Source organism: Pseudomonas sp. JQ170C (assembly GCF_035581345.1).
GTDB lineage: Bacteria > Pseudomonadota > Gammaproteobacteria > Pseudomonadales > Pseudomonadaceae > Aquipseudomonas.
This window is the reverse complement of record NZ_CP141608.1, coordinates 5,454,456-5,478,126: the sequence shown is the minus strand read 5'-3', so window position 1 is coordinate 5,478,126 and position 23,671 is coordinate 5,454,456. Positions and strand designations below refer to the sequence as shown.

Below are 23,671 nucleotides of genomic sequence, written 5' to 3'. Positions count from 1 at the left end.
TTTTAAGGGTTGCGGATGTTAACCCTTAGCCAGCCGGAATGCAAAGCCTCTGATCGAAAACCGCTGGTCGGCACCCGGAGTGGGGACTATCATGCGCGGCTTCAAATTCAGCCTCCACAAGGCGCAGACCCATGCTAGTACTGGGATTGGAAACATCCTGCGACGAAACCGGCGTCGCATTATACGACAGTGAACGCGGTCTTTTGGCCGATGCATTGTTCAGTCAAATCGACCTGCACCGCGTCTATGGCGGTGTTGTGCCAGAGCTCGCCTCCCGCGATCACGTCAAGCGAATGCTGCCGTTGATCCGCCAGGTCCTGGCCGAGGCCGACTGCGTCGCCACCGAGATCGACGCCATTGCCTACACCGCAGGTCCAGGGCTGGTCGGCGCCCTGCTGGTCGGTGCTTCGTGCGCCCAGGCGCTAGCTTTTGCCTGGGGTATTCCAGCGTTGGGCGTGCACCACATGGAAGGCCATCTGCTGGCGCCGATGCTCGAGGAGCAACCTCCAGAATTCCCGTTCGTCGCCTTGCTGGTATCCGGTGGGCACACCCAGTTGGTGCGAGTGGATGGTATCGGTCGGTACGAGTTGCTGGGGGAGTCTCTTGATGATGCCGCTGGCGAGGCCTTCGACAAGACCGCCAAGCTGATGGGGCTCAACTATCCAGGTGGCCCGGAAATCGCTCGTCTGGCGACCCAGGGCGTGCCTGGACGCTTTGTGTTCCCCCGGCCGATGACCGATCGCCCGGGCCTGGACTTCAGCTTCAGCGGCTTGAAAACCTTCGCCCTGAACACCTGGCAGCAGTGCCAGAAAGCTGGAGACGACGGCGAGCAAACCCGTTGCGACGTGTCGCTGGCCTTCCAGCAGGCGGTGGTGGAGACTTTGACCATCAAGTGCAAGCGTGCCCTGAAACAAACCGGCCTCAAGCGCCTGGTAATCGCAGGTGGCGTGAGTGCCAACACGGCGCTACGCGCTTCGCTGGAAGATATGCTCGCGGGCATCAAGGGGAATGTGTACTACGCACGCCCCCAGTTTTGCACCGACAATGGTGCAATGATCGCTTATGCCGGTTGTCAGCGCCTGGCGGCGGGGCAGCAGGAGAGCCTGGCTATCAGTGTGCAGGCGCGCTGGCCGATGGAGCAGTTGTCGCCGCTGTGATGAGCGGCATTCATGCGGCGACTTCAGAAATGTCGTTCGCGGCCGGCAAAGAGGTCGCGTAGATTGCCGCGGTGACGCCAGACGATCAGCACGGTCAGTACGCTGATCGGCAGTAGTGCTTCTGGTTCGCGCCAGGCCAGCAATGGCAGGGTCAGCGGAGTGGCGATCAGCGCCGCCAGGGAGCTGGTGCGGGTCAGGTAGAAGGTCAACAGCCAGGCGCTGATGGCCAGCAGTGCCGCTGGCGGGTAAAGCCCCAGCAGCATGCCCGCGGCGGTGGCGACGCCTTTGCCGCCGCGAAAGCAGAAGTAGATCGGGAACAGGTGCCCGACCACTGCGCACAAGCCAATCCAGGCTTGTTGTTGCAAGTCGAGGCCGGCAACACTGGCGACCAGCACGGGCACAAGCCCCTTGCACAGGTCGCCAAGCAAGGTCAGGACCGCCAGTTTGCGACCGGCCAAGCGCAGCATGTTGGTTGCACCGGCATTGCCTGAACCGCTCATGCGTGGGTCCGGGCTGCCATTGAGGCGGCTCAGGACGATGGCAAAGGACAGCGAGCCGAGCAGGTAGGCGAGCAGTGCCAGTAACCAAAACATGCTAACTATTCCGGGCGAGGACGCCCTGATTCTAACGGCGCCAGTCGCCCTTGTCGTGCAGTGGAGAGAAGTGCTTGGACAGAGTGTTCATCGAAGGCCTGGAAGTTGATACCGTGATCGGTGCCTATGACTGGGAGCGCGGTATTCGCCAGTGCCTGCGTCTGGACCTGCGTTTTGCCTGGGACAACCGCCCGGCTGCGGCGGGTGACGACCTGACCTTGGCGCTGGACTATGCCAGTGTGTCGGCACGTATTCAGGCGTTTGCCGAAGAGGCTCAGTTCCAGTTGGTTGAAACCTTCGCCGAGCGTTTGGCGGCCGTGCTGATGAGCGAATTCCAGATTCCTTGGCTGCACCTGAAGCTGACCAAGCCCGGCGCCGTGTCGGCAGCCACCGGCGTGGGCGTGGAGATCGAGCGCGGATGTCTCTGAACAGGGTTTACCTTGGCCTTGGCAGCAATGTCGAGCGTGAGCGGCATCTGTGTGCGGGCCTTGATGCACTGGCCGGGTTTCTTCAGGACATGCGTTGTTCAGCGGTGTTCGAGAGTCAGGCGGTGGGTATCAAGAGTGGTCCATTCTTCAACCTGGTGGTCACAGGGCTGACCGACCTGCCGTTGATGGAACTGGATCGCCGGCTCAAGTTCATTGAGGCGGACAATGGCCGTTATGCGCCCGAGCGCAAAGGCCTGCCGCTGGATATCGACGTGCTGATGTACAACGACCTGTGTGGCAGCTTCGACGGATTGGTCCTGCCCCGTGCCGAGATCCTCAAGAATGCATTCGTGCTTTGGCCGCTGTCATTGATTGCGCCGCAATTGGTGCATTCGGGGGTGGGGAAGGCCATGGCCCAGCTGTGGGCCGAGGCTCAGATAGCGCAAGTGCTGGCTCCCGTACCGTTCGAGTGGCGCGGGCAGCAGTTGACCAATATTTGAGCAAGCGCGGGACAAGCCGGCTCCTGCAGAAGCCGGCTTGCCCCGCGATGTTTATTACCCTTTGTAGGTCTTCAGGGCCTTCAGCCGCTCGCCCTTGAGCGCCTCTCCCAGCGCCTGGCCGGTCAGCCCTTGCTGCACCAGTGGCTGCACCTGCACGGCCCGCGCCGCTGCCGCTGCGCCGCGCAAGTAGTCCGCCTGTGGATAATCTCTTTGCTCCAGTCCCTTGCGGCCCCGTGCGTCCATCTCGCAAGCGCAAATAAACTCCTCGAAACGCTGAGGCCGACGGTACACATCGAAACGCTGCAGCAGTTCAAGCAGTGTCGAGGCCTTGAGTTCCAGTGCCCGGTGACAGTGGGTGTGGAACTCACCCACCAGCATCGCCAGTTCCTGGCAATCCCGCGGCACCTTGAAGCGTTGGTTGACGGCCTCGATCAACTGCAAGCCACGATGCTCATGGGCAATGTGTCGTGGCCATTGCGTCTCCGGTGTTGTGCCCTTGCCCAGGTCATGTAACAGACAAGCCCAGCGCACCGTCAGGGGTTGTTGATGCAGGGCGGCCTGCTCAAGAACCGAGAGGGTATGGATGCCGCTGTCGATCTCCGGGTGGTGAATGGCGGGTTGTGGCACACCGAACAGCGCATCGACTTCCGGTAGCAGTTCCTTTAGGGCATCACACTCGCGCAGCACCTGGATGAACACCTGGGGGTGATCTTCCATCAGCGCGCGGGCAATCTCCTTCCAGCTGCGCTCGGCGGTGAGCGCCTGGAGTTCTCCGGACTCGCTGAGCTGACGCATCAAGTCGATGGTTTCCGGGGCTACGCGAAAACCCAGGCTGGCATAGCGTGCGGCAAAGCGGGCGACACGAAGGACGCGAAGGGGATCTTCGGCGAATGCCGGGGATACATGGCGCAAGATGCGGGATTCTAGATCTTTTTTGCCGTGATACGGGTCGCTGACGTTGCCGTGCTCATCTTCGGCCATGGCATTGATGGTCAGGTCGCGGCGAATCAGGTCTTCTTCGAGCGTCACCTCGGGGCTTGCGTGGAAAGTGAAGCCGCCATAGCCGCGCCCGCTCTTGCGTTCGGTGCGGGCCAGGGCATATTCCTCACCGCTTTTGGGATGAAGGAATACCGGGAAATCAGCCCCCACCGGCCTGAAGCCCAGCGCCTGCATTTGTTCAGCCGTGGCACCGACCACGACCCAGTCGATATCACTGACCGGACGGCCGAGCAGGCGATCGCGTACGGCGCCCCCGACTTTGTAGATCTGCATGAAAAACCTCCGTTGATGCCACAGGATAACCTGTCTGGCAGCAACGGAGGGCAGGGGGGCTAAAGGTGAACGACCGCGAGGTCCAGACGTCCGTACTCAGCTTCGCTGTGCTCGCCTTTGGGTGGTACGTGATGGGTTTTCATGATCTGGTCGCCCTGCAGGGTTTCCAGGTGAATGTCGAAGCCCCAGAGGCGGTGCAGGTGCTTGAGCACTTCCTCGGTGGAGTCGCCCAGCGGTTTGCGGTCGTGTTGCTGGTGACGCAGGGTCAGGGAGCGGTCACCGCGCCGATCGATGCTCCAGATCTGCACGTTCGGTTCGCGGTTCCCCAGGTTGTACTGGGCGGCCAGGGTTTCACGGATGATCCGATAGCCGCTTTCGTCATGGATGGCCGGCACCAGCAGATCTTCGCGCTGGTCATCATCGAGAATGCTGAACAGCTTCAGGTCGCGGATCACGGTAGGCGACAGGTATTGCAGGATGAAGCTTTCATCCTTGAAGCTGCTCATGGCGAACTTGATGGTCGACAGCCAGTCGCTGCCAGCAATGTCGGGGAACCAGCGGCGGTCTTCCTCGGTGGGGTGTTCGCACATGCGACGGATGTCGCGGTACATGGCAAAGCCCAGGGCATAGGGGTTGATGCCGCTGTAGTAGGGGCTGTCGAAGCCGGGCTGGAACACCACGCTGGTGTGCGACTGCAGGAACTCCATCATGAAGCCGTCGGTCACCAGGCCTTCGTCGTACAGGTCGTTCATCAGGGTGTAGTGCCAGAACGTGGCCCAGCCTTCGTTCATCACCTGGGTCTGGCGTTGCGGGTAGAAGTACTGGGCAATCTTGCGCACGATACGCACGATTTCCCGCTGCCAGGGTTCGAGCAGCGGTGCGTGTTTTTCGATGAAGTAGAGAATATTTTCCTGGGGTTCGGCGGGGAAGCGGGCATTGTCGCGGTCGCTGTTCTTGTCCGCACCCTTGGGAATGGTGCGCCACAGGTCGTTGATCTGCTTTTGCAGGTGCTCTTCGCGTTCCTTCTGCCGGCGCCGCTCCTCTTCCGCGGAAATCGGGTACGGCCGCTTGTAGCGGTCAACACCGTAGTTCATCAAGGCATGGCAGGAGTCGAGCAGGTCTTCGACCGCGTCGATGCCATGGCGCTCCTCGCATAGGGTGATGTACTGCTTGGCGAACACCAGGTAGTCGATGATCGAGCTGGCGTCGGTCCAGGTGCGGAACAGGTAATTGCCTTTGAAGAAGCTGTTGTGTCCGTAACAGGCATGGGCAACCACCAGGGCCTGCATGCAGATGGTGTTTTCTTCCATCAGGTAGGCGATGCAGGGATCAGAGTTGATCACGATTTCGTAGGCCAGGCCCATCTGACCACGGCTGTAGGATTTCTCGGTGCTTAGGAAGTGCTTGCCGTAGGACCAGTGGTGGTAGCCCAGAGGCATGCCCACGGACGCATAGGCGTCCATCATCTGTTCAGCCGTAATCACTTCGATCTGGTTGGGGTAGGTGTCCAGGGCATAGCGCTCGGCCAGGCGGCTGATTTCCCGGTCATAGGCCTGGATCAGTTCGAATGTCCATTCGGACCCGGTGGAAATGGGTTGGCGCTTCTGCTCTCTAGCGGTCATGTCACTAACCTGCGCTGGAAGAGTTCACGGAAGACCGGATAGATATCGCCGGCCGACACCAGCTGCTGCTGGGCGAACGTATCGGCAAAGGCTTCGCCGATGCGTTCATATTCAAACCACAATGCCTGATGTTCGCGGGGAGTGATCTCCACGTAAGTGTAGTACTGGACGAACGGCATGATTTGCTTGGTGAGGATCTCGCGGCAAATCGGCGAGTCGTCATTCCAGTTGTCACCGTCGGAGGCTTGGGCGGCGTAGATGTTCCATTCGCTGGCCTGGTAGCGCTCGGCCATGATTTCCTGCATCAGTTTCAAGGCGCTGGAAACGATGGTGCCGCCGGTTTCCCGGGAATAGAAAAACTCCTCCTCGTCGACTTCGCGAGCACTGGTGTGGTGACGGATGAACACCACTTCAATTTTGTCGTAGTTGCGTTTGAGGAACAGGTACAAAAGGATGAAGAAGCGCTTGGCGATGTCCTTGGTGGCCTGGGTCATGGAGCCAGAGACGTCCATCAGGCAGAACATCACCGCTTTTGAGCTGGGGTTCGGTTGCTTGACCAGCAAGTTGTACTTGAGGTCGAAGGTGTCGAGGAAAGGCACCCGGTGAATGCGGGCACTCAACCGTTCAATTTCCGTTTCTATTTCCTGAATATCGCCGAAGTTATCGGGCTCTTCGCGCTTCAGGCGTGCCAGTTCTTCTTGGGCTTCGCGCAGTTTTGCGCGGCTGCTGCCAGACAGGGCGATGCGCCGGGCATGCGCTGAGCGCAAGGTGCGGATGATGTTGATTCGTGACGGGTTGCCTTCATTGCTGATACCCGCGCGCACGGTCTTGAAGGTATCGGTGCCGGCCAGATGGCGTTTGACCAGGTTGGGCAGTTCGAGGTCTTCGAACATGAATTCAAGAAACTCTTCCTGAGTGATCTGGAAGACGAATTCATCCATGCCTTCACCCGAGTTACCGGCTTTGCCGCGTCCGCCCCCGCCGCCTCCACCCTGGGGTCGGGCGATGTGTTCGCCAGCAGTGAATTCCTTATTGCCGGGGTGTACGACTGTCTGCTTGCCACCGCGGCCGTGGTGCAACACCGGCTCGTCGATATCGCGACCGGGTATGCTGATCTGCTCGCCATGTTCCATATCGGTAATGGAACGGCGACTTACGGCCTCCTCGACGGCTTTCTTGATGTGGTCACGGTAACGCCGCAAAAAGCGCTGGCGGTTGACCGTGCTCTTGTTCTTGCCGTTCAGGCGTCGGTCGATCACATAGCTCATAGGCCCCTCCGGGAGCTGAAGACTCAAGCTTCAAGCCGCAAGCCCTGCCAGGCAGACAGCAAATGCCTGGGGTAGAGCCTGCGGCTTGCCACTTACAGCTCGGTCACTGCGATTTTCTGACGCGCAGGTACCATTCCGAGAGCAGCCGAACTTGTTTGTCTGTGTAACCGCGTTCCACCATCCGGGTGACGAAGTCGTTGTGCTTCTGTTGATCTTCTTTGCTGGCCTTGGCGTTGAAGCTGATGACCGGCAGTAGGTCCTCGGTGTTGGAGAACATTTTCTTCTCGATCACCACCCGCAGCTTTTCGTAGCTCAGCCAGGTCGGGTTCTTGCCGTTGTTGTTGGCCCGGGCGCGCAATACGAAGTTGACGATCTCGTTGCGGAAATCCTTCGGATTGCTGATGCCTGCCGGTTTTTCGATCTTCTCCAGTTCTTCGTTGAGGGCGATGCGGTTGAGGATCTCCCCGGTTTCCGGGTCGCGGTATTCCTGGTCCTGGATCCAGAAGTCGGCGTACAGCACGTAGCGGTCGAAGATGTTCTGGCCGTATTCGCTGTAGGACTCCAGGTAAGCCGTCTGGATTTCCTTGCCGATGAACTCGATATAGCGCGGCGCCAGGTACTCTTTCAGATAACGCAGGTAGCGCTCGCGAACCTCCGCCGGGAATTGCTCCTGTTCGATCTGCTGCTCAAGTACATAAAGCAGGTGCACCGGGTTGGCAGCAATTTCGTGTGGGTCGAAGTTGAATACTTTGGAAAGGATCTTGAAGGCAAAACGGGTCGAAAGGCCGTTCATCCCCTCATCCACACCGGCTGCGTCGCGGTACTCCTGGATCGACTTGGCCTTGGGGTCGGTGTCCTTGAGGTTCTCGCCGTCGTAGACCCGCATTTTCGAGTAGATGTTCGAGTTTTCAGGCTCTTTCAGCCGTGACAGCACGGTGAACTGGGCGAGCATCTTCAAGGTATCAGGCGCGCAGTGGGCCTTGGCCAGCGAGCTGTTGAACAGCAGCTTGTCGTAGATCTTGATCTCGTCGCTGACCCTCAGGCAGTACGGCACCTTGACGATGTAGATACGGTCGATGAACGCCTCGTTGTTCTTGTTGTTGCGGAAGCTGTGCCATTCCGATTCGTTGGAGTGCGCCAGCAAGATGCCGGAGTAGGGGATGGCACCGAGGCCTTCGGTACTGTTGTAGTTGCCTTCCTGAGTAGCAGTCAGCAGTGGGTGCAGGACCTTGATGGGCGCCTTGAACATTTCGACGAATTCCATCAGGCCCTGGTTGGCCCGGCACAGTGCGCCCGAATAGCTGTAGGCGTCGGCATCGTTCTGTGGGTATTCCTCGAGCTTGCGGATATCGACTTTACCGACCAGGGCCGAGATGTCCTGGTTGTTCTCGTCGCCCGGTTCGGTCTTGGCCACGGCGATCTGGTTGAGGATCGATGGGTACAGCTTGACCACCTTGAACTGGCTGATATCGCCCCCGAATTCAGCCAGGCGCTTGGTCGCCCAGGGCGACATGATGGTATTGAGGTAACGACGCGGAATGCCGAAATCTTCTTCAAGAATGGCGCCGTCCTCGGTAGCATTGAACAGCCCCAGTGGCGACTCGAACACCGGCGAGCCCTTGATGGCATAGAAGGGCACTTTCTCCATGAGTTGCTTAAGCTTTTCAGCCAGGGAGGACTTGCCGCCGCCCACCGGACCCAGGAGATAGAGGATCTGCTTCTTCTCCTCCAGCCCTTGGGCGGCATGGCGGAAGTAGGAGACTATCTGGTCGATGCATTCTTCCATGCCGTGGAAGTCTTCAAATGCCGGGTAGCGGCGGATCACCTTGTTGGAGAAGATCCGCGACAACCTGGAGTTGTTTGAGGTGTCGACCAGCTCCGGCTCGCCGATAGCCATCAACAGGCGTTCGGCCGCCGAGGCATATGCGCTGCGATCACTTTTGCAGAGCTCAAGGTACTCTTGCAGCGAAAGTTCTTCCTGACGGGTGGACTCGAAACGTTGTTGGAAGTGGCTAAAAATACTCATGACGTCACCTCGCTCGATACGTGGAGCCGACGCCGGATCAGTCAGCTGATGCTGGCATGCAACCGGGATTACCGATTGCTGTATACCCCCCAGAACACCTGTAAAGTCGCTACCGATGACCCGCACGCCGGTGTACCGGCTCTCCCCTTTTTGGATGGCCTGGGCTTAAGGATAGTTCGTTCTCGGGGAGGTCAAGGGCGGTTGGATGAATTGTTGATGGCGACCGTTCGTCAGGTCAGGCGCGAGCCCGCACGGGACGCGGGCTGCAGGAAATGAAAAAAATTATTCGGCAGTGCCCTGGGCGGTTTCCGAAGGGTAGGTACCGCGCCACAGCTCGAAGCCACCGTCCAGGCTGTAGACGTCGGAAAAGCCCTGGCTGACCAGGTAGGCGGCAGCACTCTGGCTGGAGTTGCCGTGGTAGCAGACCACTACGGTCGGGGCGTCGAGGTCTGCGCCACGAATGAAGTCGGCGACCGAATGGTTGTCCAGGTGCTTGGAGCCTGCGATGTGCAAGGCGGCATAGGTTTGCGGGTCGCGAATATCGACCACGACCGCACCTTGCTCGCGCAGGGCCTGGGCCTGCTCGGGAGGGATGCGTTTGAACTCGCTCATGGGAGTGGTTTCCTTCAGGACTGGTCGTTCATTCTAACCGGTTGTTCTGGCGCTGACTGTGGGCGAGGCGTTCCTTCGTCGCTGCAGTCGCACCGGTGGAATTCGCCGCTGTCGACGTTGTACAGCGTCATGGCCCCGCCCCAGACGCAGCCGGTATCCAGGGGAATGACCCCGGGCTCCTTGCAACGGCCTTCAAGCGCTGCCCAGTGCCCGAAGATGATCTTCACGTGACGTGAACGGCGTCCCTTGTGGGCAAACCACGGCTTGTAGCCTGGCGGTGCGGTATCAGCGCCTTCCTTGCCCTTGAGGTCGAGCTTGCCTTCGCTGGTGCAAAAGCGCATGCGAGTGAAGTAGTTGGTGATCAATCGCAAGCGGGTCACGCCACTGAGGTCCTTGCTCCACTTGTTCGGCTCGTTGCCGTACATGCCATCAAGGTAGGGTTTGAGGCGATTGTCGTCGCGCAATACCTCTTCGACTTCGCCGGCCAGCTCGAGGGCTTTGCCCAATGTCCACTGGGGGGGAATGCCGGCATGCACCAATGCGACACTGCGTTGCTCGTCGTAGTGCAAAAGTTTTTGTCGACGAAGCCAGTCGAGAAGTTCGCCGGCGTCGGGCGCCTCGAGAATCTCCCGCAGGGTGTCGTGCTTTTTGAGGCGCTCGATGTTGTGCCATGCCGCCAGCAGGTGCAGGTCATGGTTGCCTAGTACGCAGGTCAGCGACTCACGGATGGAATAAAGGAAACGCAAGGTTTCCAGTGATTCCGGGCCACGGTTGACCAGGTCGCCCACCAGCCACAGGCGGTCGACTGCCGGGTTGAAATTGACTCGCTCGAGCAGGCACTTGAGAGGTTGCAGGCAACCTTGCAGGTCGCCGACCGCGTATACAGCCATCAGTGCAGGGCTCCTGGAACTGCCAGGCGGAAGGGGGCAATGATGGCGTCGAAGTGTTTACCGTCTTCGGCGAGCATCTGATAAGAGCCCTGCATGGTGCCTACCGTGGTGCTGATGACTGCGCCGCTGCTGTAGGTATGGCTCTTGCCCGGGTCGATCAGGGGTTGCTGGCCGATTACGCCGGCACCGCGGACTTCTTCGACCTGCCCGTCGCCGTTGGTGATCAGCCAGTGCCGGGACATCAGCTTGGCCGGCAGCGTGCCGTTGTTCGCTACGGTAATGGTGTAGGCAAAGGCAAAGCGGTCATTTTCGGAGTCGGATTGTTCTTTGAGAAAGCGGGTCACGACGCTGACGTCGATCTGGTAGCGAGGATCAGACATGCAAGGGGCCTTGGAAGCAGACGCGGATACGGCAATTGCACCAGTCTAGGCCATTGGCGGGGTTGCCGGCCAGTCATGCAGCATGACTGGCCGTGTACGACTTTTAGTGGTTGCCCTGTTGTTCGGCCAGCTTGTCGGCCAGGCGAACAAAGGCCGCCAGGTCCAGCTGTTCTGGGCGCAGGCTGCCATCGACGCCAGCCGCCTCGATCGAGTCGCTGCTGAGCAGTGCCTTGAGGGTGTTGCGCAGGGTCTTGCGGCGCTGGTTGAAGGCTTCGCGAACAATGCGCTCCAGCAGGCGGTGATCCTTGGCTGGATGGGGCAGGGTTTCATGGGGCGTCAGCCGGACAATGGCCGAATCAACCTTCGGCGGCGGGTTGAACGCGCCTGGGCCGACATTGAACAGGTGCTCTACTTTGCAGTGGTACTGGACCATGATCGACAAGCGACCCCAGTCACCACCGCCCGGGCCTGCGGCCAGGCGTTCGACCACTTCCTTTTGCAACATGAAATGCATGTCGCGGATCAGCTCGGCATTGCTGAGCAGGTGGAAGATCAGCGGCGTGGAGATGTTGTACGGCAGATTGCCGACCACGCGCAGGCTGTTTGGCGCAGCGCCGAGGCTGGTGAAGTCGAATTTCAGGGCATCACCCTGGTGCAGGCGGAAGTTGTCACGGCCGGCGAACTGCTGGTTCAGGATCGGTACCAGATCTTTGTCCAGCTCGACGACGTCAAGCTGTGCACCGCTGCCCAGCAGGCCTTCGGTCAGGGCACCCTGGCCCGGACCGATTTCCAGCATGCGGTCGCTGGACTTGGCGTGGATCGAGCGCAGGATGCGGTCGATGACGCCGGCGTCGTGCAGGAAGTTCTGGCCGAAGCGCTTGCGCGCCCGGTGTTGGTATTGCTCACTCATAGTCGGGTCTCGGCCATCTGGTAGGCGGTTTCCAGCGCGACCTGCAGGCTGCCGGTGTCGATCCGGCCGCTGCCGGCCAGGTCCAGGGCGGTGCCATGATCGACCGAAGTACGGATGATCGGCAGGCCCAGGGTCACGTTCACTGCAGCGCCAAAGCCCTTGTACTTGAGTACGGGCAGGCCCTGGTCGTGGTACATCGCCAGCACTGCATCGCAGTGCTCCAGATATTTGGGGGTAAACAGGGTATCGGCAGGCAACGGTCCGCGCAGGTCCATGCCTTCGCGACGCAGGCGTGCCAGTGTGGGTTCGATGGTGTCGATTTCTTCATGGCCCAGGTGGCCCCCTTCACCCGCGTGCGGGTTGAGGCCGCAGACCAGGATGCGCGGGTTGGCGATACCGAATTTCTGTTGCAGGTCGGCATGCAGGATGCGCGTAACGCGCTCCAGGCGCTCGGGGGTGATGGCATCGGCAACATCGCGCAGGGGCAGGTGAGTGGTCACCAGGGCTACGCGCAGGCCTCGGGTCGCCAGCATCATGACGACTTGTGCGGTGCTGGTCAGGTCGGCCAGGAATTCGGTGTGACCGGAAAAAGCGATACCGCTCTCGTTGATCACCCCTTTGTGAACGGGGGCGGTGATCATTCCGGCAAAGTGCCCATCCAGGCAGCCTTGGCCGGCGCGGGTCAGAGTTTCCAGCACGAACGCGGCGTTGGCCTTGTCGAGTTGGCCGGCGACCACCGGGTTTGCCAACGGTGTATCCCAGACATACAGGCTGCCGGCAGGGGCTGGCTGGTCAGGGAAGGTTCCAGGGCTCACCGGCAACAACGTGACGGCCACACCCAGTTGCGTGGCCCGCTCGGCGAGCAGGTCACGGCTGGTGATGGCAATCAGGGGATGAGGCTGGGCTTGCGCGGCAAGCAGCAGGCACAGGTCGGGACCTATGCCGGCTGGTTCGCCGGGTGTGAGGGCGAAGCGTTCAGGTTTCACTGGGAGGCCTGATTGGCGCCAGGAAGCTTGATTTCAACGTAAGCTTCATCGCGGATCTGACGCAGCCAGGTCTGCAGCTCCTCGTCGTATTTGCGATTACGCAGTACGTTCATTGCTTGTTGCTCACGCGCCTGTTCGGTGCTGTCGGTGGCGCGACGGCCGAGAACTTCCAGCACGTGCCAGCCGTATTGGGTCTGGAACGGCTTGGTCACTTCACCTTGTGGTGCACTGGCCATTTGCTCACGGAACTCAGGTACCAGTGCGTTCGGATCAACCCAGTTGAGATCGCCGCCATTGAGGGCAGAGCCTGGATCTTCAGAGAAGCTCTTGGCCAGCTCGCCGAAGTCTTCACCGGATTTGATCCGGTCATAGAGTTTCTCGGCCAGTTGCTTGGTCGCCGCTTCGCTGCGGATTTCGCTTGGCTTGATCAGGATGTGGCGCACGTGGACTTCATCACGGACCATGGTCTGGCCGCCGCGCTTCTCTTGCAGCTTAAGGATGATGAAGCCACCCGGGGTACGGATTGGCTCGGTGACATCACCCACCGACATCGAGCTGAGCAGGCGATCGAAAGGAGGTGGCAATTGCGCTGCTTTACGCCAGCCCATTTCGCCGCCTTCCAGTGCTGTTTCGCTGGCCGAACGGGCAATGGCCAGTTGGGCGAAGTCGGCGCCTTGCTTGAGTTGCTGGTACACCTGGCCCGCTTGATTGGCAGCGGCCTGGATCGCGGCAGAATCGGCGCGTTCCGGGGTCGGGATGAGGATGTTGGCCAGGCGGAACTCTTCGGACAGCTGCATTTTGCCCAGGTCTGAGGCGAGGAAGTTCTTCACTTCCTGCTCCGATACCTGGATTCGCTCGGCTACCCGGCGCTGACGCACGCGGCTGATGACCATCTCGCGACGAACCTGCTCGCGCGCATCATCAAACGACAGGCCATCGCGGGCCAGGGCCGCGCGGAATTGCTCCAGGCTCATACCGTTGCGCTGGGCAATGGTACCGATGGCCTGGTTGAGCTCTTCGTCGGTGATGCGGATGCCGGAACGCTCGCCGATCTGCAGTTGCAGGTTTTCGACGATCAGGCGCTCGAGCACTTGCTGGTCCAGTACACCTGGGGGTGGCGCAGCGCCACCGCGCTTGGCGATGGTTTGCTCGACCTCGTGCACACGCTGGTCCAGCTGGCTTTTCATGACCACGTCGTTATCGACGATGGCCACGACACTATCCAGGGGCTGAACGGCGGCATGCGCCGTGCCGCTCAGCAATACAGCGCCCAGCAACAGCGGGCGCAGACAATCAGTAAGCTTGGTCTTCACGTGTACGATAACCTTGAATGCCCTGGTCGAGGAAAGACTCGACCTTGTTGCCCACTACGCCGCCCAGGCCTTTCAGCACAATCTGCAGGAAGACGCCGTGGTCGCCTTTTTCGTTTTGTGGGGTTGCCTGGCTGAAGTCGTCGTAATCGATCCAGTAACGGTTGATCAGACGCAGCTTCCAGCAGCAGTTGTCGTACTCGAAGCCACCGAAGGCTTCCAGGGTACGGTTGCGGTTGTAGTCGTGCTGCCAGCGAGCGATCGCGGTCCACTGGGGAACGATCGGCCACATGACCGAGAAGTCATGTTGCTGGATCTTGTAGTAGTCCTTGATGTAGTTCGGATCGCCCGGGGTACCGTAGTCACCGCCGCCCACCTGCCAGCGACCGGTGGTCTGGTCGTAGATGACCATATCGTTGCGGTAGCGGTAGCCGAGGTTGACGACCTTGTTCACGTTATCTTCAGGCTGGTAGTGGAACATCGCGCTGCCCGAGCGGGTGCTGCGGCTGTCCGGGTCCCAGTTGAAGTCGGAGTTGAAGCGCCAATCGCGGTTGAAGCGGTATTCGTATTCCAGCGCATACGGGGAAACGTCCGATTGGGCGTCGGCACGGGTGCGGTAGTCGATACCTGGCAGCTGGACTTTGCGGTCTTTGAAGTACATGGCCTGGCCAACGCTGAGGCGCTGGCGCTGGAAGCCGTTGTCTTCGATCCAGCGGTTGGTCACGCCCAGCGACAGTTTGTTCTCGTCACCGATTCGGTCGGTGCCAGAGAAACGGTTGTCGCGGAACAGCGAGCCGTAGTCGAACAGGGTCTCGCCGCTGTCGAAGATCGGGATGTCGACCTGGTCTTCGTATGGGACATAGAGATAGAACAGGCGCGGTTCGAGGGTCTGGCGATAGTTCTTGCCGAACCACTGGGTGTTGCGGTCGAAGTACAGACCGCTGTCAACGCTGAAGATAGGTACGTTGCGGTTCTGAGTGCCACTGAAACGACCCAGAAGGTCGAGGCTTTCTGGTGAGGCACCGGCCACGTCGTTCTTGCCTTTGCCGTCCAGGTCTAGGTCGTAGTGGGTGGTCATGTACTTAATCGATGGCGTGACATAGCCATACGAAGCGGACAGAGGCAGGCTGATCTTGGGCGCAAAATTCAGGCGCGTGCCGTTCGAGCGGGCGACGCCGAAAATGTTTTCGTCGAGCCGGCGACCCGGTACGCCGGTGCTGGTGTCAGGATTGCCATTTTCGTCGGTGACGAAGTCGTCTTTCAGGTCACGGTCAAAACGCACGGCCTCGGACTCATAGCTGAAATCCAGGCCACCCGGGTGATACGGCAGCATGCCGTTCAAGGTGAGCTGAGGCAGCCGGTCGTACGGGGTGATCTGCGAGATGGTCGCGAGTTCATACGCGTGGGCGTTCAACCGCGCCGTGTAGGTGTCTCCACGGTAGGTCAGCGCACCTTGCTGGTTGACGAAGTCCTGGCTCTCGACCCCGATCTGATCCGTTTCCAGGTCCTGGAAATAGAACGGATCGCTGATATCGGTGTAATCGACCTCAGTCATCAAGCGCGAATCCAGGCCGCCCTTGTGCTGCCAGTTGACCATCCAGCGCTTTTCTTCGTAGTCAGTCTGCAGCTTGCGCTCGTCTTCCTTGTCGTTCAGGAAAGCACCACCGAACTGTCCTTCGCTGGATTTGGTCAGGTAGCGGAACTCGCCTTCCATCAACAGGCCGCGTTTGGCCATGTAGCGTGGATACAAGGTGGCGTCGTAGTTCGGCGCAAGGTTGAAGTAGTACGGCGTGACCAGCGTGAAACCGGTATCGCTGCTGGTGCTGAACGACGGCGGCAGGAAGCCGGACTGGCGACGGTCGTCGATCGGGAAGTAGATGTACGGTGTGTAGAACACCGGGAAATCCTTGACCCGCAGGGTGACGTTGGTCGCGGTACCGAAGCCGGTAGCCGGGTTCAAGGTGATGTTGTTGCCCTTGAGCTGCCAGGCGTTGCTGTTCGGCTCACAGGTGGTGTAGGTACCATCCTTGAGGCGGATGATGGCGTTTTCAGCCCGCTTGGCGTACAGCGCATTACCGCGGATGCGTGACTTGTGCATCACGTATTCGGCGTTGTCGACCTTGGCTTCACCGGTGTCGAGCTGGATGTCGGCGTGATCGCCGACGACCAGCGAACCGTTGTCACGGATCTTGACGTTGCCGCTGAGCTCGCCACGGTTTTCGGCCTGGTACAGGTTGGCCTCGTCAGCCTCTACCTGCATGCTGCCCTGGCGCATGACCACGTCACCGGCGAGGGTGGCGATCTGCTGCTCTTGCTGGTAGCGCGAAACCTTGGCGCCGATGAAGGTCGGTGCTTCGTCCTTCGGCGTGGTGTCATTCATGCCGGGACGGGTCGGCTCGACGTAGGCACCCGCGCAGTAAGGCCCGGTTTCGGCGAGCTGGGCGGGGGTGAGCTGATCGCGAGGGACCCAGTCCAGGTGGCTGTAGTCGGTGCTGCGGGTTTTCAGGCCACGGCCTTTGCTCTCGGTGACGAGCATGGGGGCTTTGCCGGCGTCTTCGACGGCTTCACCAGAGGAATCGGACGTTTCGCCAGTCGAGCTGACAGCCGCACCATCATGTACCGGGCGAGGAGGCAGGGCGGCAGCGTTGGTCTTGGGCTTGCAGTCCCAGCCTCCGGCAGCGGACACTTGGCAGTCGAATTGCTCTGCGGCGACCACGAATGAGGTGGTCAGAGGTTGCAGCGCCAGCAGACCGCCGGTGACCAGCAACGGGAATTTTTTACGAAACGCGGGGGATTTCAATGCCATCTTATTAGTCCGGGCTTCCTGCGTGCCATCTGCCCGCGTGTGGGGCCGCACGCCTCTCGATGGTCTGAAAAAGATGCTGGATAATAAAGCATGACCCGCTTGACGGCTAGGGCCGTCGGAGACCCTTGTAATGCCCGATCACGATGTACGCCTGCAATACCTCCAAGCCTGGCTCGCCGAACAACTGGCAAATCTGTTCCAGCAACAGGGCTGGGGGGCCGTACCAACAGGTACCCTGACTGCCGCCAGCAGTGACGCAAGCTTCCGCCGTTATTTCCGCTGGCAGGCCGAAGGCCGCAGCTTTGTGGTCATGGATGCACCGCCGCCGCAGGAAAACTGCCGGCCTTTCGTCGATATCGCCCATCTGCTGGCCAGCGCGCAGGTCAATGTACCGGTGATCCACGCCCAGGACCTGGAGCGTGGTTTCCTGTTGCTCAGCGACCTGGGTACACAGACCTACCTGGACGTGATCAACGGCGAAAACGCCGACGGTCTGTTCGATGATGCCATCGAGGCGCTGCTGGCCTTCCAGCAACTGCCCATGGACGCGCCGCTGCCGAGCTACGACGTGGCATTGCTGCGCCGGGAGCTTGAGCTGTTCCCTGAGTGGTACGTGGGCCGTGAACTGGGCCTGGGTTTCACTGACGCGCAACTGGCCGCCTGGCAGCGCATCAGCACCTTGCTGATCGACAGTGCCCTGGCCCAGCCAAAAGTACTGGTGCACCGTGACTATATGCCACGCAACCTGATGCAGAGCGTGCCCAATCCAGGCGTGCTGGATTTCCAGGATGCGGTCTATGGGCCTGTCACCTATGACATCACCTGCCTGTTCAAGGATGCCTTCCTGAGCTGGCCGCAAGCCCGGGTGGAAGGGTGGTTGAAGGATTATTGGCAGCGCGCGCAGGCCAAGGGTGTCCCGGTCCAGGCGGATTTCGGGGACTTCTGGCGCGCCAGCGACCTGATGGGGGTGCAGCGCCACCTCAAGGTCATCGGCATCTTTGCCCGTATCTGCCACCGCGATGGCAAGCCGCGCTACCTGACCGATGTGCCGCGGTTCTTTGCCTATATAGATGAAGTGATCGCCCGTCGTCCGGAGCTGGCCGAGCTGGATGAGTTGATCGAGAGCCTGCAGGCCAGTGCTGGAGCGCGTCCATGAAGGCGATGATTCTGGCGGCGGGCAAAGGTGAGCGGATGCGTCCGCTCACCCTGCACACGCCCAAACCCTTGTTGCCGGTGGCCGGTGTACCGTTGATCGAGTATCACCTGCGGTCCCTGGTCGCGGCAGGCTTCAAGGAAGTGGTCATCAATCACGCCTGGCTGGGTGCGCAGATCGAGGCTCACTTGGGGAATGGCGCGGGCTGGGGGCTGAGCATCAGCTACTCCGCCGAAGGTGAGCCGCTGGAAACGGGTGGCGGGATCTTCAAGGCCTTGCCGTTGCTTGGCAGCGAACCTTTTGTGCTGGTCAACGGTGACGTCTGGACCGACTACGACTTCACCCGCTTGCCGCAAAAGCCCGAGGGCCTTGCCCATCTGGTGCTGGTCGACAACCCGGGGCATCACGGCAAGGGCGATTTTTGCCTGCAGCAGGGCCGGGTAAGCGATGCCGGGGAAGGGGATGCGACCTTGACCTACAGTGGCATCGCGGTCATCGACCCACGTCTGTTCGACGGTTGCACAGCCGGTGCCTTCAAACTTGCACCGTTGCTGCGCCAAGCCATGGCGGCCGGGCGGGTGACGGGTGAGCATTACTGCGGGCACTGGGTAGACGTCGGTACGCAGGAGCGCCTGGCGCAAGTCGAACAGCTGATCGCCGGGCGTCGCTGAGATGCTGTGGCCGAGCACGGTGATTGGTGCCGGGGCGGGCTTCGCCATCGCCAGTATTCCCGGCGCATTGCTGGGTGCATTGCTGGGCCAGGCGATGGACCGCCGATTGCAGCTGCACAGTTGGGCACACCTGCGCGAGCGCCTTGGCGGGCGTTCGGTGTTGCGCGATGACGAGGTGCTGTTCGTGCTGCTTGGGCGCCTGGCCAAGTGTGACGGGCGAGTGGTCGATGGTCATATCCAGCAGGCGCGTCTGGAAATGCAGCGCCTGGAAATGAACGATACCGCGCGACGCCGGGCAATTGCTGCCTTCAACCGCGGCAAGAGCGGCAAGGAGCGCCTGGGCGGTTACCTGCGCCGCCTGAGCCTGCAGCCCCATGCGGCCGAGGGCATGCTGCGCGCGTGCTGGCGCATGGTTTGGGCCGATGGCCGGGCTGGCCGCCAGGAACGCGAACTGCTGCTGGGCTGGGGCCAGCAACTGGGATGGTCAGCGACCAGGGTCCAGACCCTGGCGTTGGAGTACGAACCCCAGCGGCCGGCGCTGAGCAGTACCGGTCTGGGTTATCAACAGGCGCTGCGCCTGCTTGGCGTCGCCGCCGAAGCGGAGCCGGGCCAGATCAAGCAGGCGTACCGGCGACTGCTCAGTCGTCATCACCCTGACAAACTGGTCGGCAGTGGTGCCAGCCCGTCCCAGGTTCGCGAGGCCACCGAGCGCACGCGCGAGTTGCATCAGGCCTACGCCATCATCCGCAAACGTCGCGGGTTCTAATCGGCCTTTTCCGGGCTTAGCCAGCCGCGGATCCGGCGGAACAATTGCTCTTGTTCCGCCGCTCCGTTACCGGGCATGGCAGCCAATCCCACCTGGCGGTAGTGATTGTCCTTGAGCCGTTTGCTGGCTTGCAGGCGAAGCTCGGCTGCCCGTCGGGCCTGGGGCTGGCCGGTGTAGAAGAAGTCGGCCGTGGGTACTTTCAATGCTGGCGCCAGGCTGTCCAGGCTGTGCTCGACCTGCGCCAGCGTTTGCGCGGCGACCATGACCAGCTTCTGGACCTGGGCAGGCTGCCGCTCGCTGATGTACCGGGCGGCCCAGTAAGCGCCGCTGCCATTGCCGAGCAAGACGATGCTGCGGGCGTTGTGTTGCTGGGCGTAGGCAACGGCGGCGTCCAGGCGCTCGAAGATGCGTTCGGCGTCGGCCTTCTCGCTGGCGTCTGGCCCTTGCGTCGGCGCTGCACTTTCGCTGGTTTCGTTCTCGAGCGACGTGGCTTTTTCGACGCTGGCATTGGCGTCGTCAGGGGTGTCCTTGGCGGGGGCGGTCTGACCTTGAGCGACGGTTTCACTGGCTGCCGGCGCGGTGTCGACCCGCGCTTGCGGGCTGTCGATCGACAGGTCAGGCAGGCCCAGGCTGAGGGTATGCCAGCCGGCGTCGGGGAACTTGCGACGCAGGGGGCCTACGGTCTTTGGCCAGTCCGCCGTTTCACCCGCACCGGCGAGAATGATCAACGCGCCTTCGGGGTCGCTGCTATTGGCCGGCTTCCACAGGGCCAGGAAGGTGTCGCTGCCCGCTTGCAGCATCTGCTGCTCGGCCTTGGGCACTTGGCGCTCCAGGGCCTGGGCGTCCTCCTGGCTGCGCTCGGCCAGGGGCTGGCGCTGCAAGGCGGCGGGCGGGGTGTCGGCAGAGGCTTCTGGCGTTTCGCCAGTGGCCGCGTGTACGGTACAAGGAAGAATAAATGCAAGGCATAGCGCAGTAAGCGCCGTGCGATAAAGTACGAACATGGAGTGATCCAGGCCAGAGTATTCCCGGCAGCCTAATAGTATTTCCCCGGGACGGCCATGCTCGGTGGCCGTCCATCCTATGAAGAGCGTGTAGATGAAGTCATTGCGCTGCCTGTTGGTTATCGGCTGTATCTGCTTGCCCTTGATTGCGCTGGCGGCGCCTGCGGCGTCGCCGGCCACTGTCACCCTGGAACCGGCGCAGCAGCAATGGCTTGAGCAGCACCGCAGCCTGCGCGTGGGGCTGGTGTTGCAGGCGCCCTTTGCGCAATTCGACCGACGCCTGCAGCAGCTCTACGGCGTCAACGTCGAGCTGATGAACTGGTTGGGGCGCTCGCTGGGACTGGACCTGACATGGCGCAATTTCCCTGACCAGGCCTCGCTGGAGCGGGCGCTGGCCGCTGGCGAAGTCGACCTGGCCCCAGGGCTGACCCAGACGCCTGCGGGGTTGCGCCTGTGGTTGTTCAGTGATCCGTACATGCGCGTGCCGCAATTGATCGTCGGGCCGCGCACCGGTGCGGTAGCGGTAGACCTGGAGAAGCTCACCAGCAAGGAGCGGGTGGCGGTGCGCATGCCCAGCGCGGTGGCCGATTATCTGCGCGCGACCTACTCGAACCTCAACCTGCAAGGCGTGCCCCAGGAACGCCAGGCGCTGCAACTGGTGCTCAGCGAGCAGGCCCGCTATGCCGTGGTGGATGAAGCGCAATTGAGCCGGTTGTCCCGCGAGAGCGAATTCAGCGACCTGGCGGTGGTTGGCGATATTGGCTTGCCCCAGTTGCTGCGTGTTGCTTCGCGGCGTGACTGGCCGCAGTTGGCGGACATTATCGAGCGGGGCCTGCAGGCCATCCCGGCCAAGGACCTGGAGCAACTTCACCAGCGCTGGCTGGAGCCCAAGTATCCACGCTTGAGCGAGTCACCGGGCTTCTGGCAAAACCTGGGCCTGCTGTTCGCCGCCTTGTTGTTCGCCAGCACGGCCATCGTGGTCTGGCAGCGGCGGCAACTGCATCAGCTTGAGCACAGCCTGCTGGTGGCGCGGGAAACCATCAACCAGCGCCAGGCGCGGGAAGAAGCGCTTCGCCTGAGCCAGTTCTCCATCGACCAGAGCACGGTGGGCATTCTCTGGGTCAACTGGGATAGCCATGTGCGTTATGCCAACCGGGCAGCCGAGAGCATGCTGGGTTATGCCGAGGGGGCGGTGATCGACCGACCGCTGATCGACTTTGAACCCAACCTGCACATGGACCGCTGGCTGGAACTGTGGAAGCGCGCCCGGGCCAGCCACGATGGCGCCCAGCATTTTGAAACCCAGTGCCTGCGTGCCGATGGCAGCCTGCTGCCGGTGGATGTGTCGCTGAGCTTCCTGCGCTTTCGCGATGCTGAGTATCTGGTGGTCTTCCTCACGGACGTCACAGAGCGCCGCCGTGCCCTGGCCGCTTTGCGCGAGAGCGAGGCCAGGCTCAAGGGGATCGCCGGTAACGTACCCGGGTTGGTGTTCCGGCTTGAGCGCGACCCGGCGGAAGGCGAGCTGGAGTTTCCCTATATCAGCGAGGGCAGCGAGGCGCTGGTCGGCTATTCGCCAGCGGCGTTGCAGCGTCCGGACATGGGCCTGCGTAACCTCGTCCACCCCGATGACCGTGCGGATTACCACAAGGTCCAGGACCTGGCCCTGGCCACCGACCAGGACTGGTCCTGGCAGGGGCGGATACTGACCCGCGATGGTGAGCAGCGCTGGGCCGATATCAAGGCCAGTACCCGTATGCTGGGCAATGGCCGCGTGGTCTGGGACGGGGTGGTCTGGGACATCACCCAGAGCAAGCGCGCCGAGCTTGCGCTGGAGCGTTCCCAGGAGCAATTGCGCGAGCTGTCGGCGCACCTGGAAAGCGTGCGGGAGGAAGAGAAGGCCCGCATTGCCCGGGAAGTGCATGACGAGCTGGGGCAGATGCTCACCGTGCTCAAACTGGAGACGTCCATGTGCGAGCTTGCCTATGCCGACCTTGATCCCGGCCTGAACGAGCGCCTGGCCAGCATGAAGCGCTTGATTGCCCAGCTGTTCCAGCTGGTTCGCGATGTGGCCACGGCCTTGCGTCCGCCGATTCTGGATGCCGGCATTGCCTCGGCGATCGAGTGGCAGGCCCGGCGATTCGAGGCGCGCACACAGATTCCCTGCCTGGTCCAGGTGCCGGAAAATCTACCGCCCTTGAGCGATGCCAAGGCCATTGGCCTGTTCCGCATCCTGCAAGAGGCGTTGACCAACGTCATGCGCCACGCCCAGGCGCATACTGTGCAGATCAGCCTGAGCCTGGATGGCCGGACATTGCGCCTGACGGTTATTGATGATGGCATCGGCTTTGCGTTGGAAGAGAGCCGACCCACTTCATTCGGCCTGGTCGGGATGCGTGAGCGGGTGTTGATGCTGGGCGGGCAAATGACCCTGGAGAGCGAACCGGGCGAGGGCACCAGCCTGAGCGTGGGTATTCCCCTGAAATAGGAGCGGCAGCGTGATTCGAGTTCTGGTGGCCGAAGACCACACCATTGTCCGTGAAGGCATCAAGCAGTTGATTGGCCTGGCCAAGGACATGCAGGTAGCCGGGGAGGCGGGCAATGGCGAGCAATTGCTGGACACCCTGCGCCATACCGAATGCGAGGTGGTCCTGCTGGATATCTCCATGCCCGGCGTCAACGGCCTGGAGGCCATCCCACGGATTCGCGCGTTGAGCAATCCGCCGGCGATCCTGGTGCTGTCGATGCATGACGAGGCGCAAATGGCGGCGCGGGCGTTGAAGGTCGGCGCGGCGGGCTATGCGACCAAGGACAGCGATCCGGCCTTGTTGCTGACCGCCATTCGGCGGGTGGCTGGCGGTGGCCGTTATATCGACCCCGAGCTTGCCGACCGGATGGTCTTCGAGGTTGGCCTGACCGATGCCCGGCCACTGCATTCGCTGCTTTCGGAGCGCGAGTTCTCGGTGTTCGAGCGCCTGGCCCAGGGCGCCAATGTCAACGACATTGCCCAGCAGTTGGCGCTGAGCAACAAGACCATCAGTACCCACAAGGCGCGCCTGATGCAGAAGCTCAATGTGAATTCGCTGGCGGAGCTGGTGAAGTACGCCATGGAGCACAAGCTGCTCTGAGTGTTCTGTTTGCGACATCTATCGCGAGGCAAGCCAGCTCTATATAGGTGCAGTGAGCACATTCAGGGTCAGGTTTGCCGCGCGACTGGTCTCTACATATCTAAAAACGCCATCCTTGTAGGGCAATCCCTACCCCAACCCTTCCACACGGCTGATATCAATCTCTCTCCGCCCCCGATTTGCGCCCGCTTGCAC

General features: G+C 61.3%; 21 protein-coding genes. 8 read left to right on the top strand and 13 right to left on the bottom strand.

Going from position 1 to position 23,671, the window contains the following annotated elements; translation table 11 throughout:
• The first annotated feature begins 131 nt into the window (after positions 1-131).
• Entirely contained in the window at positions 132-1,157 is a 1,026-nt protein-coding gene (gene tsaD, locus U9R80_RS25070) for a tRNA (adenosine(37)-N6)-threonylcarbamoyltransferase complex transferase subunit TsaD (RefSeq protein ID WP_301842177.1), read from the top strand.
• Between the two features lie 23 nt (positions 1,158-1,180).
• On the opposite strand, the gene plsY is transcribed toward tsaD, so the two are convergent.
• On the bottom strand, positions 1,181-1,750 hold the full coding sequence (gene plsY, locus U9R80_RS25065) for a glycerol-3-phosphate 1-O-acyltransferase PlsY (RefSeq protein ID WP_301842176.1): 570 nt from the start codon (positions 1,748-1,750) through the stop codon (positions 1,181-1,183).
• A gap of 74 nt (positions 1,751-1,824) precedes the next feature.
• Between plsY and folB the strand changes: the two genes are divergently transcribed.
• Together folB and folK are read left to right on the top strand one after the other, a co-directional pair.
• Positions 1,825-2,178, top strand: coding sequence for a dihydroneopterin aldolase (folB, locus tag U9R80_RS25060; protein WP_301842175.1), 354 nt, complete (start codon positions 1,825-1,827; stop codon positions 2,176-2,178).
• Positions 2,169-2,678 carry a 2-amino-4-hydroxy-6-hydroxymethyldihydropteridine diphosphokinase gene (gene folK / locus U9R80_RS25055; protein ID WP_301842174.1) on the top strand — a complete coding sequence of 170 codons (510 nt, stop codon included), beginning with the start codon at positions 2,169-2,171 and terminating at the stop codon, positions 2,676-2,678. Before folB ends, folK begins: the two co-directional genes overlap by 10 nt.
• Positions 2,679-2,732: 54 nt before the next feature.
• Here folK and U9R80_RS25050 read toward each other — a convergent pair whose 3' ends face one another.
• From U9R80_RS25050 to U9R80_RS25000, 11 genes are all read right to left on the bottom strand, one after another.
• Positions 2,733-3,950, bottom strand: coding sequence for a multifunctional CCA addition/repair protein (locus tag U9R80_RS25050; RefSeq protein WP_301842173.1), 1,218 nt, complete (start codon positions 3,948-3,950; stop codon positions 2,733-2,735).
• A gap of 59 nt (positions 3,951-4,009) precedes the next feature.
• Entirely contained in the window at positions 4,010-5,572 is a 1,563-nt protein-coding gene (locus U9R80_RS25045; RefSeq protein WP_301842172.1) for a SpoVR family protein, read from the bottom strand.
• Positions 5,569-6,840: a YeaH/YhbH family protein gene (locus tag U9R80_RS25040; protein WP_301842171.1), complete on the bottom strand. Its 1,272-nt coding sequence runs from the start codon at positions 6,838-6,840 to the stop codon at positions 5,569-5,571. The genes U9R80_RS25045 and U9R80_RS25040 overlap by 4 nt, the downstream gene beginning before the upstream one ends.
• A 103-nt stretch (positions 6,841-6,943) precedes the next feature.
• Positions 6,944-8,866, bottom strand: coding sequence for a PrkA family serine protein kinase (locus U9R80_RS25035; protein WP_028942155.1), 1,923 nt, complete (start codon positions 8,864-8,866; stop codon positions 6,944-6,946).
• A gap of 282 nt (positions 8,867-9,148) precedes the next feature.
• Positions 9,149-9,478, bottom strand: coding sequence for a thiosulfate sulfurtransferase GlpE (glpE, locus tag U9R80_RS25030; protein ID WP_301842170.1), 330 nt, complete (start codon positions 9,476-9,478; stop codon positions 9,149-9,151).
• Between the two features lie 14 nt (positions 9,479-9,492).
• Positions 9,493-10,368 (bottom strand): symmetrical bis(5'-nucleosyl)-tetraphosphatase, encoded by an 876-nt coding sequence (locus U9R80_RS25025; RefSeq protein ID WP_301842169.1) that lies wholly within the window; start codon positions 10,366-10,368, stop codon positions 9,493-9,495.
• Positions 10,368-10,748, bottom strand: a complete 381-nt coding sequence (gene apaG, locus U9R80_RS25020; RefSeq protein WP_301842167.1) for a Co2+/Mg2+ efflux protein ApaG — start codon at positions 10,746-10,748, stop codon at positions 10,368-10,370. The genes U9R80_RS25025 and apaG overlap by 1 nt, the downstream gene beginning before the upstream one ends.
• Positions 10,749-10,851: 103 nt before the next feature.
• Positions 10,852-11,658 (bottom strand): 16S rRNA (adenine(1518)-N(6)/adenine(1519)-N(6))-dimethyltransferase RsmA, encoded by an 807-nt coding sequence (rsmA, locus tag U9R80_RS25015; protein WP_301842165.1) that lies wholly within the window; start codon positions 11,656-11,658, stop codon positions 10,852-10,854.
• The gene (pdxA, locus tag U9R80_RS25010; RefSeq protein ID WP_301842162.1) at positions 11,655-12,644 is read right to left on the bottom strand and encodes a 4-hydroxythreonine-4-phosphate dehydrogenase PdxA; all 990 of its coding nucleotides are present in this window, start codon (positions 12,642-12,644) and stop codon (positions 11,655-11,657) included. The genes rsmA and pdxA overlap by 4 nt, the downstream gene beginning before the upstream one ends.
• Entirely contained in the window at positions 12,641-13,957 is a 1,317-nt protein-coding gene (locus U9R80_RS25005) for a peptidylprolyl isomerase (RefSeq protein ID WP_301842160.1), read from the bottom strand. The genes pdxA and U9R80_RS25005 overlap by 4 nt, the downstream gene beginning before the upstream one ends.
• On the bottom strand, positions 13,938-16,760 hold the full coding sequence (locus tag U9R80_RS25000) for an LPS-assembly protein LptD (RefSeq protein WP_301842159.1): 2,823 nt from the start codon (positions 16,758-16,760) through the stop codon (positions 13,938-13,940). The genes U9R80_RS25005 and U9R80_RS25000 overlap by 20 nt, the downstream gene beginning before the upstream one ends.
• A 130-nt stretch (positions 16,761-16,890) precedes the next feature.
• On the opposite strand from U9R80_RS25000, the gene U9R80_RS24995 reads away from it, so the two are divergent.
• From U9R80_RS24995 to U9R80_RS24985, 3 genes are read left to right on the top strand one after another with little or no spacing between them, the layout of a single operon-like run.
• Positions 16,891-17,916 (top strand): aminoglycoside phosphotransferase family protein, encoded by a 1,026-nt coding sequence (locus U9R80_RS24995; protein WP_301842158.1) that lies wholly within the window; start codon positions 16,891-16,893, stop codon positions 17,914-17,916.
• Positions 17,913-18,584, top strand: a complete 672-nt coding sequence (murU, locus tag U9R80_RS24990) for an N-acetylmuramate alpha-1-phosphate uridylyltransferase MurU (RefSeq protein WP_301842157.1) — start codon at positions 17,913-17,915, stop codon at positions 18,582-18,584. Before U9R80_RS24995 ends, murU begins: the two co-directional genes overlap by 4 nt.
• Position 18,585: 1 nt before the next feature.
• On the top strand, positions 18,586-19,350 hold the full coding sequence (locus tag U9R80_RS24985) for a DnaJ domain-containing protein (protein WP_301842155.1): 765 nt from the start codon (positions 18,586-18,588) through the stop codon (positions 19,348-19,350).
• Here the strand turns inward: U9R80_RS24985 and U9R80_RS24980 are convergent.
• Positions 19,347-20,351, bottom strand: coding sequence for an alpha/beta hydrolase family protein (locus U9R80_RS24980; RefSeq protein WP_301842153.1), 1,005 nt, complete (start codon positions 20,349-20,351; stop codon positions 19,347-19,349). The genes U9R80_RS24985 and U9R80_RS24980 overlap by 4 nt on opposite strands.
• Positions 20,352-20,445: 94 nt before the next feature.
• On the opposite strand from U9R80_RS24980, the gene U9R80_RS24975 reads away from it, so the two are divergent.
• Together U9R80_RS24975 and U9R80_RS24970 are read left to right on the top strand one after the other, a co-directional pair.
• Positions 20,446-22,836, top strand: a complete 2,391-nt coding sequence (locus U9R80_RS24975) for a PAS domain-containing sensor histidine kinase (RefSeq protein WP_301842152.1) — start codon at positions 20,446-20,448, stop codon at positions 22,834-22,836.
• Positions 22,837-22,846: 10 nt separating this feature from the next.
• Positions 22,847-23,476, top strand: coding sequence for a response regulator (locus tag U9R80_RS24970; RefSeq protein ID WP_028942142.1), 630 nt, complete (start codon positions 22,847-22,849; stop codon positions 23,474-23,476).
• Positions 23,477-23,671 lie beyond the last annotated feature (195 nt).